The organism is Serratia sp. CY47444, from assembly GCF_052168635.1.
Classification (GTDB): domain Bacteria; phylum Pseudomonadota; class Gammaproteobacteria; order Enterobacterales; family Enterobacteriaceae; genus Serratia; species Serratia bockelmannii.
Genome location: NZ_JBJNMH010000001.1, coordinates 379484 through 393597, shown reverse-complemented (window position 1 = coordinate 393597; position 14114 = coordinate 379484). Strand labels below are relative to the sequence as shown.

12 protein-coding genes are annotated in these 14114 nt (G+C 56.1%); 6 read left to right on the top strand and 6 right to left on the bottom strand.

The features are described from left to right. Positions 1–7: 7 nt before the first annotated feature. The 4 genes from ACJ8IL_RS01750 to ACJ8IL_RS01735 form a co-directional block, all read right to left on the bottom strand. Positions 8–985, bottom strand: coding sequence for an ABC transporter permease (locus tag ACJ8IL_RS01750; RefSeq protein ID WP_016927501.1), 978 nt, complete (start codon positions 983–985; stop codon positions 8–10). Positions 986–1061: 76 nt separating this feature from the next. Next, positions 1062–2567 carry a sugar ABC transporter ATP-binding protein gene (locus ACJ8IL_RS01745; RefSeq protein WP_060447755.1) on the bottom strand — a complete coding sequence of 502 codons (1506 nt, stop codon included), beginning with the start codon at positions 2565–2567 and terminating at the stop codon, positions 1062–1064. After that, complete coding sequence (gene xylB, locus ACJ8IL_RS01740) at positions 2564–4081, bottom strand: xylulokinase (RefSeq protein WP_043142477.1); 1518 nt, start codon at positions 4079–4081, stop codon at positions 2564–2566. The genes ACJ8IL_RS01745 and xylB overlap by 4 nt, the downstream gene beginning before the upstream one ends. Before the next feature lie 4 nt (positions 4082–4085). Further along, the gene (locus ACJ8IL_RS01735; RefSeq protein ID WP_004932112.1) at positions 4086–5120 is read right to left on the bottom strand and encodes an NAD(P)-dependent alcohol dehydrogenase; all 1035 of its coding nucleotides are present in this window, start codon (positions 5118–5120) and stop codon (positions 4086–4088) included. Between the two features lie 228 nt (positions 5121–5348). Here ACJ8IL_RS01735 and ACJ8IL_RS01730 point away from each other — a divergent pair, with 228 nt between their 5' ends. The 3 genes from ACJ8IL_RS01730 to ACJ8IL_RS01720 all read left to right on the top strand — a co-directional run bounded on the left by ACJ8IL_RS01730 (position 5349) and on the right by ACJ8IL_RS01720 (position 9034). Beyond that, on the top strand, positions 5349–5903 hold the full coding sequence (locus tag ACJ8IL_RS01730; RefSeq protein ID WP_442516311.1) for a D-lyxose/D-mannose family sugar isomerase: 555 nt from the start codon (positions 5349–5351) through the stop codon (positions 5901–5903). A 70-nt stretch (positions 5904–5973) separates the two neighbouring features. Continuing rightward, entirely contained in the window at positions 5974–6975 is a 1002-nt protein-coding gene (locus ACJ8IL_RS01725; RefSeq protein ID WP_025303060.1) for a LacI family DNA-binding transcriptional regulator, read from the top strand. Positions 6976–7147: 172 nt separating this feature from the next. Further along, complete coding sequence (locus ACJ8IL_RS01720; protein ID WP_080433021.1) at positions 7148–9034, top strand: hypothetical protein; 1887 nt, start codon at positions 7148–7150, stop codon at positions 9032–9034. Positions 9035–9243: 209 nt separating this feature from the next. Here ACJ8IL_RS01720 and ACJ8IL_RS01715 read toward each other — a convergent pair whose 3' ends face one another. Continuing rightward, entirely contained in the window at positions 9244–10194 is a 951-nt protein-coding gene (locus ACJ8IL_RS01715) for an amidohydrolase family protein (RefSeq protein WP_060433189.1), read from the bottom strand. Positions 10195–10360: 166 nt separating this feature from the next. Further along, complete coding sequence (locus ACJ8IL_RS01710) at positions 10361–10657, bottom strand: YciI family protein (protein ID WP_060433188.1); 297 nt, start codon at positions 10655–10657, stop codon at positions 10361–10363. 175 nt (positions 10658–10832) lie between these two features. Here ACJ8IL_RS01710 and ACJ8IL_RS01705 point away from each other — a divergent pair, with 175 nt between their 5' ends. The 3 genes from ACJ8IL_RS01705 to bioB all read left to right on the top strand — a co-directional run bounded on the left by ACJ8IL_RS01705 (position 10833) and on the right by bioB (position 14070). Then, a complete protein-coding gene (locus ACJ8IL_RS01705) occupies positions 10833–11486 on the top strand; it encodes an epoxyqueuosine reductase QueH (protein ID WP_025303057.1) in 654 nt (217 codons plus the stop codon). 236 nt (positions 11487–11722) lie between these two features. Further along, positions 11723–12466 carry a TonB system transport protein TonB gene (tonB, locus tag ACJ8IL_RS01700; RefSeq protein ID WP_147823874.1) on the top strand — a complete coding sequence of 248 codons (744 nt, stop codon included), beginning with the start codon at positions 11723–11725 and terminating at the stop codon, positions 12464–12466. Positions 12467–13047: 581 nt separating this feature from the next. Then, on the top strand, positions 13048–14070 hold the full coding sequence (gene bioB, locus ACJ8IL_RS01695; RefSeq protein WP_117286753.1) for a biotin synthase BioB: 1023 nt from the start codon (positions 13048–13050) through the stop codon (positions 14068–14070). The last annotated feature ends 44 nt before the right edge of the window (positions 14071–14114 follow it).

Genomic DNA, 14114 nt, shown 5'->3' with positions numbered 1-14114 from the left:
GATGTTATTAATCGCGCTGTTGCTTACGCGATGGGTCGAGCAATACGGCAAGAACGATCAATGCGCCTTTGATAATTTGTTGGTAATACGATTGCACGCCGAGCAGATCGAGGCCGTTATTCATCACCCCGATAATCAGCACGCCGAAGAAGGTGCCGACCAGCGTACCGACACCGCCGGCCATGCTGGTGCCACCGATCACCACCGCCGCGATGGCGTCCAGCTCATACCCTGCGCCGGCGTTGGTCTGCGCCGAACCGGTGCGTGCGGTGAGGATCAGGCCGGCGATGCCGGCCAGTGCGCCGCACAGCGTATACACCAGTATTTTGATGCGGGTGACGTTAATCCCCGAGGTGCGCGCGCTTTTCGGGTTGCCGCCGACGGCGTAGATGTAACGCCCGAAGAGGGTTTTATTCAGCACCAGCCAGGCGAGGGCGAACAGCACGATGAAGATGATGACGGGCACCGGAACGCCGCCGACATAGCCATTGCCTAACCAGCGGAAATCGCTGTTCAATTGCGATACTGGATTGCCGTTGGTGGTCAACATGGTTAACCCGCGCGCCGCGGAGAGCATGCCCATGGTGACGATAAACGGCTGCAGCCGATAACGGGCTAACACGGTGCCGTTCACCAGGCCGCAAACGATGCCGATGCCCAGCGCCACAATCAGCGGCGCCATGACGGCGGTCGCGGTGTCGCCGATAGCTAATCCGCTGTTGTTGGTGGCGAAGCGAGCGGCGACGATCCCGCTTAACGCCAGCACCGAGCCCACGGAGAGATCGACGCCGGCCGTAATAATGACAAAGGTCATGCCGATCGCCAGAATGCCGTTGATCGAGACCTGGCGCAGGACGATCAGGGTGTTTTCATTGCTGAGAAAATAATTGCTGCTCCAGGCGCCCTGAGCGACCTGATATTCGCCAATCAGCGCCACGATCAGGCACAGGGCGAAAAAGGCGATGATAATGCCGTACTTGTGCATACGGCGCTTATTGCGGGTGAAAAATGAAATTCCTGGTGATAAGGAGTGGGCGCTGCTCATTTTTTTTCTCTCTCTGTTAAACCGCAAGTTTCATCAGTGCTGCCTGAGTCGCATCGGCCGCCGAAAGCTCGCCGGCCAACTGCCCGTCGCGAAACACCAATATGCGATCGCTCATGCCGATAATTTCCGAAAGCTCGGAGGAAACCATGATGATCCCTTTGTTTTGCAAGGCGAACTCCGACATAAATCGGTAGATCTCTTTCTTGGCGCCGACGTCGATGCCGCGCGTCGGCTCGTCGAGCAGCAAAACCTCCGGATCCAGCAGCGCCCAACGGCCCAGCACCACTTTTTGCTGGTTGCCGCCGCTCAGGTTACCCACGGGTTGTTCGCCATCGTGGGTTTTAACGTTGAAGCGCTGGATCATGTCGCGGGTTCGCGCCTGCTCCCGTTTCTCGCTGACAAACCCCATCCGGCTGATGCCGGCAAAAGAGGCGATATTGATGTTTTCACTGACGGAACGGCACAGCACTAGGCCGGTTTCCTTGCGATCTTCCGTCACGTAGGCAATACCGCTGTCGATGGCCTTGCGCGGAGAATGGCGGTTCAGCGTCTTGTCACCCAAGCGGATCGTGCCGCTGTCGGCATGCTGAATGCCGAAGATAAGATCGAGAAACTCGCTGCGGCCCGAGCCCACCAGGCCGTAGATGCCCAGGATCTCACCGTGCTTCAGTTGCAGGCTGATATCTTTTATCTTGCTGCGCCAACACAGGCCGTTGACCTCCAGCAAGACCTCTTCACCGGGCTGATTGAATTTGGCGAACTCGCTGTCGTACTCGCCGCCAATAATGTGTTCGATCAGCTGCTCACGGGTAATGTCAGCGATATAGCCTTCATGGATATAGGCGCCGTCGCGGAAAATGGTGTAGCTGTCCGCGATTTGGAATATCTCTGACAAACGGTGGGAGACGTAGATAATGCCTTTACCTTTCGCCGCCAGTTGCTGAAGCGTCTGAAAGATTTTTTGCGCATCCTCCTCGCCAATCGCCGAGGTGGGTTCATCCATGATGATGATGTCGGCATTGGCATGCGACAGCGCTTTGGCGATCTCGACCAACTGCTGCTCGGCGACGCTCAGGTTGCGCATTTTCTCTCGGGCGTCGATCTTGAAATCGAGTTCCTTGAGCAAGCTGGTGGTGCGTTGATTGAGCGTAGCGAAATCGACGAACCCCAGGCGCCTCGGCTCGCGGCCCAGCCAAATGTTTTCGGCCACCGTCAGATCCGGGATCGCGCTCAGCTCCTGCTGCACGATGGCGATGCCGGCGTTGAGGGCTTCCCGGGGATGATGAAATTCACAGCGTTGGCCATTGATAAAAATGTCGCCGCCATCGGGTTGAATAAAGCCCATCAGAATGCTGAGAAAGGTGGATTTACCCGCGCCGTTGCCACCGCACAGGGCATGGATGGATCCACGCCGCAGGCAAAACTCCGCATTCTTGAGGGCCACGACCGGGCCAAAAGCTTTCCTGACGCCGCTGACCTCCAGCAGGTAGGCGGGCGCTTGCGTCTGGGGATCTCGCGTCACAGTTGCACCTCCGGATAGGTCTGCTGCAAGCGTTGCAGGTACCGTTGATAAAGCGTCTCGTATTGCGCTTGTCTGCCAGCATGTGGCCGTGTGCGCGTGGCCTCATCCAGCGCAACGAAACGCTGGCACAGTTCGGCCAGCAACGCGCCGGCGTTCCGCTGCGGATCGTCGGCCAACGTCGTCGCCCACATCGCCTGAATGGCGCCGCCCAGCGCGGCGGTCTCTTTGGCTTTCAGACAGACTACCGGGCACCCCATCACGTCCGCGACGATTTGTCGCCAGGCGGCGCTGCGGGCGCCGCCGCCGGTGAGGCGGATCTCGCGCGCTTCGATGCCCTGACGGCGAAACAGCTCGATGCCATAGCGCAACCCATACGTAGCGCTTTCGACTACCGCCAGGCAGAGATTGGCACGGGTAAAATTGTCGCTATCGAGGTTATGCAGACTGGCGCGCGCGTGGGGCAACGGCGGAACACGTTCGCCATTGAAGAACGGCAGCATCTCGACACCGCCTGCACCGGGCGCGGCCTGCGTCAACAAAGCGTTAAAGCCGGCAAGGTCTTCGTCCAGCAGCGTTTGTACCGCAGTGGTGGCCGAGGTGACATTCATGGTGCAAATCAATGGCAGCCACCCATTGGTGCTGGAGCAGAAGCCGGCAATCATGTCCGATTCCGCCGTGACGGGGGCGGCAGACCAGGCGAATAGCGTACCGGAGGTGCCCAGACTCAGGGTAAGGGTGCCGGCCTCGATGTTGCCGGAACCGATGGCCGCCATCATGTTGTCGCCGCCGCCGGTCGATACCCGAACTGCCGGGCCGAGGCCGAGTTTTTCCGCGGCGGCGGGGCGCACCGTGCCGATGCAGCACTCCGCGCTTTTGAGCGGCGGCAGAGCCTGCCACAGGCGGCCGCTGTCGTCGATGAGATCGACCGCGGTTTTGCTCCAGCGACGGGTACGTACATCGAACAACCCGGTGCCGGAAGCGTCGCCATATTCCGCTACGCGCTCCCCGGTCAGCCAGAAGTTCAAATAATCATGAGGCAACAACACGGTGTGCAGTTTTGCCCAGAGCGCCGGATGGTGTGTTTTGAACCAAAGGATTTTTGACGCGGTATAACCGGTGGCGATCCGCAGGCCGAGTGTTTCCAGCGAGCCGTTGGCTCCGCCGAGCTGTTGCAGGAGCCGTTCGTTTTCCTCTGCGGTTTCGGTATCGCACCACAGCTTGACGCTGTGCAGCACGTTGCCGTCTGCGTCCAGTGGCACAAACCCATGTTGTTGGCCCGAGACCCCCAGAGCATGAATCTCCCGTGCATCAACGCCGGCGTTAGTCACGGCTTGGCGAAAAGCGATGACTAACGCCTCAATCCACCAGTCGGCCTCTTGTTCGCGCCGGCCATTGGCTTGGCTGATGAGACGGTGAGGGGCGTTGCCCTCACCGAGGATCACGCCCTGTGTGCTGTCGACAATCACGACTTTCGTGCCTTGCGTACCGCAGTCTATGCCAGCATAGAGCGCCATAGGATCACTCCATTTCCAGCATGATTTTGATGTCCGAGGCATGTCCTGCCGCCGCGCGCTCGAAAGCGGCTACGCTGTCGGAAAACTTGTAGGTTTGGCTTATCAACGGCTGGACGCGCAATTTGCCGCTGCTCAACAGCCGCAGCGTGCGCGGGTACATGTTGGCGTAGCGGAAAATGGTCTTGAAGGTGATTTCCTTGGCCTGCGCGGCGACGATATCCATCGGCGCGGCATCGATCGGCATGCCGACCAGCACGGCGGTCGCCCCGGGCGCCGCATGCTCGGCCAGCGTAGCGATAGCCGGTTTGGCGCCGCTGCATTCAAACACGACATCGGCGCCATTGCCGCTGGTGAGCGCGGCCACTTTCCCCGCCAGGTCGCCGGTTTTGATATTGACGGCGTGCAGCCCCTCATAACTGGCCGCCACGGCGAGTTTTTCGTCAAACAGGTCGCAGATAATGACGTCCGAACAGCCGCCCGCCAGCGCCGCGAGGGCGGTGACCACGCCGATCGGCCCGGCGCCGATCACCAGTGCGATATCGCCGGGTTTGATCCCGGCTTTGGTGGCCGCTTGCATGCCGATGGCTAAGGGTTCCACCATGGCGCCCTCAGCGAAACTGACGTTGTCCGGCAATTTGAACGTGAAGGCGGCGGGGTGGATGACGGTTTCGCGCAGGCAGCCGTGCACCGGTGGCGTCGCCCAGAAGCGAACGGCGGGATCCAGATTGTAAATCCCGGCGCGCGTCTGCGCCGAGTTGAGATCGGGAATGCCGGGCTCCATGCAAACGCGATCGCCGATGCTGAGGTGAGTGACGTTTTTACCGGTCGCGAGCACCACGCCGGAGGCTTCATGGCCGAGCACCATCGGGGCGTTAACCACGAACGGGCCAATGCGGCCATGTTGGTAATAGTGCACATCGCTGCCGCAGATGCCCACGGAATGAATTTTTATCTGCACATCATCGGGCCCCAGCGTTTCGGCAAGCTGGACGTCCTCGATAGCGATTTCCCCCGCTTTGGCCAACACTAATGCTTTCATATTGCCTCCTGGTGAATCATTTTTATGGTAACGATATCATTTCAATGCGGCGATAGTGGGCTAAAGCGGGGGGTTAAACTGTGATCGATGTTGGAATTACTCGACGGGAGTTAATTTTGCTGGTGGGTTGTTATTCAATATAGGGATGAAGATCACAAAATCGGCGATGCAATGACGGTTTTAATATCAGCATGCTGATATCGATACCGTTACTTTGCAGGGGAAATGATGAACAAACAACAACGTGCCATAGCCGCTACGCTGGAATACTTGCGTGAGGCGGACATTGTTTTGACTGAGGAAGAACAGCAACGTATTGAAATTGCGACGTTTGGCTTGGCTGACTATCCCGTCTCAGGGCTGCAACTGCTGACCTATGTCAACTCACCTCGGTATTGTGCGAAAGAGTTGGTGCTGTTTCCTGGTCAGACTTGCCCGGAACATTTGCATCCTCTCTTTGCCGGCACGCCCGGCAAACAAGAGACGTTCCGCTGCCGTTGGGGCGAGGTGTTTCTGTTTGTCGATGACGAAAACCTGACGCTTAATGATGCCGGCGGCGAACCGGTATGTCGGGTGCCAGAGGGCGCAGAGCCTTGGTATACCTGCAATCGCTATATTCTCTTGCGGCCTGGCGAACAATACACCATCGCACCCAATACTCGGCACTGGTTTCAGGCGGGGAAGCGGGGTGCGGTGGTGTCCGAGTTTTCTTCCGAGAGCCGTGACGAGCTGGATATCTTTACCGATCCCCGGATTAACCGCCTGGCAGGCGTAAACCATTAGCGCCACAATGAAAGTTCTGTCATGATGTTGCCAATGGTACAAAATGATACTTTAAGCTAAGGAGCTGCATTTGGCAGTGGGTCGAGGACGGAAAGCGACGCTGGCTAGCGTGGCCGCACAGGCAAACGTCAGTAAAATCACCGCGTCGCGGGCATTTTCACAGCCGGACAAGGTTCATCCGGAAACGCTGCGCCGCATTCGGGAGACGGCTGCCGAACTCGGTTATGTGGTCAATGCCGCGGCGCGCAACCTGCGGGCGAAAAGCAGCAGAACCATTGGCATCGTCAACCCGGATATGGCCAACCCGTTCTTTGGCGGCCTGACACGCCTGATGACGCTTGAAGCGCAAAAAATGGGGTACGACACCCTGGTGTTCGACTCCTATGAGTCTCAGGAAAGCGAAGACAGAATCATCGACAAACTGATTGGCTACAACGTCGATGCGATCATTCTCTCGGTCATTTCCAACGATCATCTGTACCAGCCTTCCTACCTAAAACGGTTGGAAACATTGAATATTCCGGTGGTGCTGATCGACCGGGAACTGGACAATCGCCACTGCAGCGGCGTGTATATCGATAACCTGGACTGCGGCCTCCAGGCGGGGCGCTGGCTTTTGGAACAGAAAGCGCAGCGGGTGGTAGTGGTGTCCGGACCGGAAAACTCCAACGTGGCACGGGACAGGGTCACAGGGCTGCAGGCGGCGTTGCAAGGGAAAGTGGCGTCGTTTGAAGTGCTGTATGCCGATTTCTTTATGGACGTCGCCTGGCAAGAGACGAGCCGTTGGCTGGCCAATCACCGCGCGCCGGACTTTTTCGTTGGCTGCAATAACCAGATCTCCCTGGGTATTATCAAGGCCTGTATCGAACATCGGCTGCCGTTGATGCAGGACGTGTCGCTGTTCAGCATCGATGAGGTTTCGCATGCCGAGATCTACGGTTTCCATTTCCCTTGCGTGTCGCATGATTTGCAAGAGATCGCCTGGCAAGCCTTGAATCTGGCGATCCGTCGTATTGCCGACCCCGAGATCAAGCCGGGCAAAGTGGTGGTGCGAGGAAAACTCGTCGCGTAACGTCATGTCTCTGCTTTTGTATGGGAGATAAAAGGAGCAGAAGGAGGCGTTACATCCAATAGACCGGTATGTTCGGTGGGCAACAGAACAACACTCCCGCTATTGATGCACGGTTCATTCGTTCATAGAGTTATATGGCTGTATATAAATACAGTGACTCTGTGAGGATAATATGATGAATACCTGCCCTGATATCGCTACGTTACGAAACACTCTTCCTGGCGCAGTCGGCGAATTGATCGCCGTGACCGCATACTACGGCGATTGGAATGCCGGCAATCGTCAACCCATCGGCGGCGGTATCTTCGTCGCCAAAGCACAATCGACACCGATGGATGATGGCGGGATGTTCATCCGCCCCAACGCCGCTTGGTTGTGGGTGCGCGTCCTGGACGTTGCCGGCACGGTGTCGCCTTATATGTTCGGCGCGAAAGGTGACGGTATTTCAGAGGATGCCGCTGCCATTCAAGCCGCTCACGATTATGCCAGTTCGCAGGCTGTATCCAGCGGTTCACGCGTATTGAAAAACGGGAATCTGCAGTTCGGGAGCGGGCAATTTAAATGTACGGAAACGCTGAAGCTGGATTTGAAAACCGTCGATTACGATTTCTCCGGCGCCTTGCTGGATTTTAGCGCCATGACACAGGGCAACGCCACCGACCGTAAAGTCGCGATTCAATGGCAAAACAACGCCGGTTATACCCAGGGCAATCTCAGCGTGAAAAATTTGCGTATGATTGGCCCTGGCGCCAATTCATTTGTCGATGGCATGACGTTTTCTACTTCGCTCTCGGCAAGCTATGGCCGCAATTCGCTGACCTTTATCGGCGGTGGGATCGAAGGTTTTGCCTATGGCATAACCGGCACTACCGATTTCTACTTCCTGCGTATGTATGGCTTTAGTTTCAATCACTGCGACATTTGCTATTACTTCCCCGACAATACTTCCAATTCCGGTGAAGAGATGAATTTCCACAGCTGCATTTTCGCTCAGAGCAATTGCGGTGTGAAATTACAGGGGGGCTACAGCTATTTCTTAAACTGTTCCTTTGATTACATTTACGGTAAGAACGGGCCGCAAACCTCCTCCAGCCATGTCGGAAAGTATATGCATATCGAGGGTGGGCAGCATATTTTCCGCGATTGTCACGTTGAAGGCTATGGCCCACAAAATTACATCCTGAACATTCCTGATGCTAAACGTTGCAAGGTCAACATTATCGGCGGTCTGTTTACCTTCAAAGCCGGCGGTAGCCCAACGGCCTATCCGACAACCTCTAACCCATTCTATGTGGGTGATTTGGCGCGAGTGGTATTTGATAAAGTCAATATCGGTCAGATGCAACAAGGTGGTGACACCAACGTCAGTGGTTGGATTGATGGCACGGGTTCTGTCTCTTTGCGTAATACGCAATTGCCTATCGCCTGGCCTTATCTGTTAACTCAGGTGCGAACCGATACCGCCGTACAGGACAATTGGCTGGATGGCACGACGTATAGCAACGGTAGCGACAAATGGACTGAGGAAGTTTGGGTTCTGCCGCCGGGAGGCGTTAATACGGTACGCAAATCTCGCTACGGGTGGGGGACGACTAACAGCACCAATTTCAGCCTTATCCGCCAGGCCGATTTCGTTTCATTGGGTCGCAACGCGGCCGCTGGTAATGGCCTGTTCCAGGCGGTGCTGGGAACCCTCAGCCTGAAAGGCTACGGCAGCGTTATTCACCATGTTCGCGCCAACACTTACGCGGGTGATGGGCAACGCTGCCAGGTCAAAATCCTATGGGCGAAACTGCGCGAATATGGTCCGCAACAAGACGTTGAACCCCAAATTCTCAAGCAGCAAACCGGTCACGTTTACACCTATCAATTTAGCGGCAATGAATCTGATCTGAAGAGCGTTATCATCCCAGGCCAAATGCAGGGCTATCCGACACAGCCTCCCGCCTTCGAGCGAGCGCCGGACTGGGCTACGCACGCTTTCTTGCTTATTGACGTCACCGAAATGAAAAGCAACTTTGACCTGCGTATTACGGACGTTTACCTGCGACAGGTCTGACGCAGTTTCCCAACATTGACCGGTTCACGACATGTCGCACATCCCGTTATTACGAGGGGTGTGCGACATTGAGGACGCAGCGTTTTGCGCGGCTGTCGCTGGCCTGCGTGAAGCACAACGTGAAAGAACCGCATAAAACCCACTTGGGCTAACCGAAATCCGGGGGCCGGAATGGAGTCTCTTGCCCGTTACTGAATGAGGACGGATCTTCAGTCCGCACCCAGCCCAAACAGCGCAGCCGCATTGCGATCCAAAATGGCGTTCACGTCTTCCTCCGGCAATCCCGCGCGCCGGATGTAGTCCACCGTGGTTTGAAACAGTTCGCCCGGCTGAAACGGGAAATCGGTGCCGAACAACAGCTGCTCTGCGCCGAACGTCGCTGCTGCCGCTTGCAGTGCGGGCACCTGATCGTGGCCTACCGTGTCGTACCACATGCGCAGGGCGGCGCGGCTTGGCGGTTCCGGCGTGTTCGGCGCCTCCCACGCGACGGTTTGATCGAGACGTTCCAGCGTCATCGGCAGCAGGCCGCCCAGGTGCGGCACAATGATTTTCATCTCAGGAAAGCGTTGGGGGATGCCGTTGAGGATAAAGTGCATGGCGGCGACCGTGTCTTCGATCGGCGCGCCGATCGACCATGTCAAGGCGTAATCGGCGATGAGCGGCGAGTGCGCGCCGCGGCCGGCGGGATGAATGGCCAGCACGCTGCGGCGGCGATTGAGTTCCTGATAGAGCGGCTCGAACAGCGGATTGGCGATAGACAGCCCGAGCACTGAGGTGGTAATGCAGGCGCCCAGCATATCGAGCTGGGTAAAGGCCCTTTCAAGCTCGCGTAACGCAGCGTCGATATGCGGCAGCGGCAAAGAAGCGATAGCCCGGAAGCGAGTGGGATAACGCGCTACCAGCTCCGCATATTCATCATTGATCCGGCGCGCGGCCTCTACGGCGGCCTGTTCGTCTTCCAGATGCGGCGACAGCGGCGTCGCAGACAGGATTTGCATGTCGATGCCGGCGTTGTCCAGCAGGGCGAAACGCGCGTCGAGTTCGCGTTCGGTGCGGCCGGCGCCCAGGTGCCGATAGGCGGCAACGTCGTGTACGCCATGCGCTTGCAAAAGATCCAGATACTCCGTGCTCCACAGGTGAGCGTGTACGTCGAGTCGCATCGGTCGATCTCCAGAGTTCGCGGCGATGCCGCTGGTTCAGGAGAGTATAGGCAGGCGGCGTTATGTCCCCTGGCGAGAGAGCATTTTTTCTACCGACGGGTTAGGGTGAGAGCACGCATTGATCCGGGAACGGTGCTCCGTTCCCGATCAGGCAGCGCGCAGCAGGTCAGAACACCTGTTTGAACGGCTTCACCGTCACGTCGGCATAGACGCCGGCGGCGATATAGGGATCCTGCTGCGCCCAGGCCTGAGCTTGCGCCAGCGAGGCGAATTCGGCGATCACCGTTGAACCGGTAAAGCCGGCGGCGCCGGGATCGTTGCTGTCGATGGCCGGGTTAGGGCCGGCGACCACCAGGCGGCCGGCGTCGCGCAGCGCCTGCAGGCGCGCCAGGTGTGCCGGGCGCACCGCCAGACGGTTTTCCAGCGAGTTGGGGACGTCTTGCGCGTAGATCAGATAAAGCATGTTTCACCTTTAAAATCATGGCTATAAAACGGTGCTACCAAGGTAGCGCAAAAGGCGCGGCAGGGGAACGGTACGCGGCGAATTTCCCCGCGGATTGGCGCTTATGCCTTGAAGCCGCTACTTTTTATTCGTATAGTGCGGCGCGCTTAAACTGATATGCCATTGAGGTGAGGACATGACGGAACTGGTAAGGGAAAAACTCGATTTGCCGGCGGGCAAAAGTAAATTGCTGCTGCACTCTTGCTGCGCGCCCTGTTCCGGCGAAGTGATGGAAGCGATCCAGGCGTCCGGGATCGAGTACGCCATTTTCTTCTATAACCCCAACATTCACCCGCAAAAAGAGTATCTGCTGCGCAAGGAAGAGAACATCCGTTTCGCTGAGCAGCACGGGGTGCCGATCATTGATGCCGATTACGACACCGACAACTGGTTCGCCCGCGCCAAGGGGATGGAGAATGAGCCGGAGCGCGGTATCCGCTGCACCATGTGTTTCGACATGCGTTTCGAGCGCACGGCGCTGTATGCGCATGAGCATGGTTATGACACTATCTCCAGTTCGCTGGGTATCTCGCGCTGGAAGAATATGCAGCAGATCACCGACTGCGGCATCCGGGCGGCGGAAAAGTATCCCGATCTGGTGTACTGGGATTACAACTGGCGCAAGAAGGGCGGTTCGTCGCGCATGATAGAGATCAGCAAGCGCGAACGCTTCTATCAGCAGGAATACTGCGGCTGCGTCTATTCGCTGCGCGACACCAACCTGCACCGTAAGGCGCAAGGGCGACCGCTGATCAAACTGGGCGTGCTTTACTATGGTGATGAAGAATAGCGCTGACTCACCGCAATTAACCCGCTCCGGCGGGTTTTTTACTTTTTGACGCCTGGCCAAACGTTAATGAAGCGTGTCGCCCCGGCGGTAAAAAAGCAACGGCAAGGTTAATATCCTTATGAGTTTGCTGGTTTTAGCCGCGCATACTGACGATTAAAGCGATAGTTTGCCTTTCGTTATTGAATATGATTGCTATTTGCATTTAAACTTGGCGAACCAGAGGAAACAGAATCATTATGCCGCTAAAAAAGATGTTCCTTAATCGCCGTATATCCGTGCCTTTCGTCTTGTCCGTAGGCCTGCACAGCGCCCTGGTGGCGGGATTGCTTTACGCTTCGGTAAACGAAGTGGTGGAGCTGCCGAAGCCAGAGGACGCGCCGATCAGCGTCATGATGGTCAATACCGCCACGATGGCCGAACCGCCTCCGCCGGCGCCGGCCGAGCCGGAGCCGCCGCAGGTCGAACCTGAGCCGGAGCCAGAACCGGAACCTATTGTGGAGCCGCCGCCGAAGGCGATCGTGAAGCCGGAGCCGGTCAAGCCGAAACCAAAACCTAAGCCGAAGCCAAAGGTCGAAAAACAGGTCAAACCGGAGCCGAAAAAAGTCGAGCCGCGCGAACCGTCACCGTTCAACAACGATTCGCCGGCCAAGCCGATCGACAAAGCGCCGGTGAAACAGGCGCCTGCCGCGCCGGTGCAGGGGAACTCGCGCGAGGTCGTGCCGAAGGCGTTGGTGCAGTCCAAACCGATGTATCCGCCGCGCGCGCTGGCCTTACAGATTGAAGGCAGTGTTAGGGTCCAGTTTGATGTCGACAGCGATGGTCGCTTGAGTAACGTGCGTATCTTGTCGGCCGAACCGCGCAATATGTTCGAGCGCGAAGTGAAGCAGGCGCTACGCAAATGGCGCTATGAAGCCAAAGAAGCGAAAGATCTCATCGTCAACATTCGCTTCAAGCTGGATGGCTCGACCGAATTGAACTGAGGTAGATCTGGCGACAGATATCAAGCGTGTTGATCGTTTGTCGCTTCATCTGACTACCCCCCTTGACTTCCTCGCCCGATGCCTGGGCGAGGAAGCTATCCAGACCTGATAATTCACGTTGATTGTTTTACGTGAACGTCCTCTTTTTCCTACCGCAATGCCAAATTTATCCTCATAAATATTCGCAATCTGCCGGCAAACTTCACCGTTCTCATAGCAATACTTTTACATGCCTGTTGAAAAACATTCATTTTCATCAGGTTATGAGTTTTTTTGACATGGATACGCAGGTTTTAAATTTATTCCTGTCGTGATTATGCGTCAAATTGGTTTGAAAAATAACCAATGGTAAACATGCGATCTGTAATTCAAGTTTACAAGTGAGGGGTGATTTGCTTGAATGCGGAGCGAGATTTGTCACTACGCCCGCTAAGCCGACGACCACTGCATTGTTCGTCGGTGAGCGAGGGAAGGTGCGGTCTCAAACAGCCACTCAGGTCAGTGAAGTCTCCGTTAACCTGTGTGACAGAACGGGGGCTGTCTGACGAGGCTGTCACTGCGAATAACATCAGGATGAAAATATGAGCTGGACGATTGATAAAGTGAAAGTGCTGTTTAATAAGCCTTTGTTGGATTTGCTCTATGATGCGCAAAAGGTGCATCGTCAACATTTTGATCCGCTGGAAATACAAATGAGCACTTTGCTGTCTGTTAAAACAGGAGGGTGCCCAGAGGACTGCAAATATTGTTCGCAAAGCGCAAGGTATAAAACAGGATTGCGGGCAGAAAAGTTGTTGCAGGTAGAAAAAGTCTTACAGTCAGCCCGTACAGCGAAAGAGGCTGGCTCCTCGAGATTTTGCATGGGAGCGGCCTGGAGTAATCCTCACGAACGCGATATGCCTTATTTGGAGGAGATGGTCAGAGGGGTTAAGGCGTTGGGGTTGGAAACCTGCATGACGCTGGGAAAACTGACTGATTCTCAGGTCGAGCGATTGGCTAACGTTGGCTTAGACTACTATAGCCACAATCTGGATACCTCTCCCGAATATTATGGCAGCATCATCACAACCCGCACTTATCAGGATAGATTAACGACGATCGATAAAGTCAGGGCGGCCGGCATCAAGGTCTGCTCCGGTGGAATATTGGGACTAGGTGAAAGTAACCTAGACCGGATAGGTCTGCTTTTGCAATTGGCCAACCTGTCTAAAGCGCCGGAAAGTGTGCCCATTAACATGCTGGTCAAGGTGGCGGGCACCCCCCTGGAAGACAGTGAGCCGGTGGATGCCTTTGACTATATCCGCGTCATTGCCGTTGCCAGAATCATGATGCCTACCTCCTACGTGCGCATCGCGGCAGGGCGCGAGAAAATGAATGAGCAAATGCAGGCCATGTGTTTTATGGCGGGGGCCAATTCAATTTTCTATGGATGCAAATTGTTAACGGCAACGAATCCCGATGAGGATCAGGATATGAAATTGATACGGAAGTTGGGTCTGAAAACACAAAAAGTGCGCCAATCACTGACAGACGAGGAAGAGGGCGCTTCATTGCTGAAAGACGTAATGACTATGGATGATGAGAACTATTATCAGGTTATTTGATGCGGCATTTAAATATGCCCACGGATAAAGCGGCAAGCCAACAG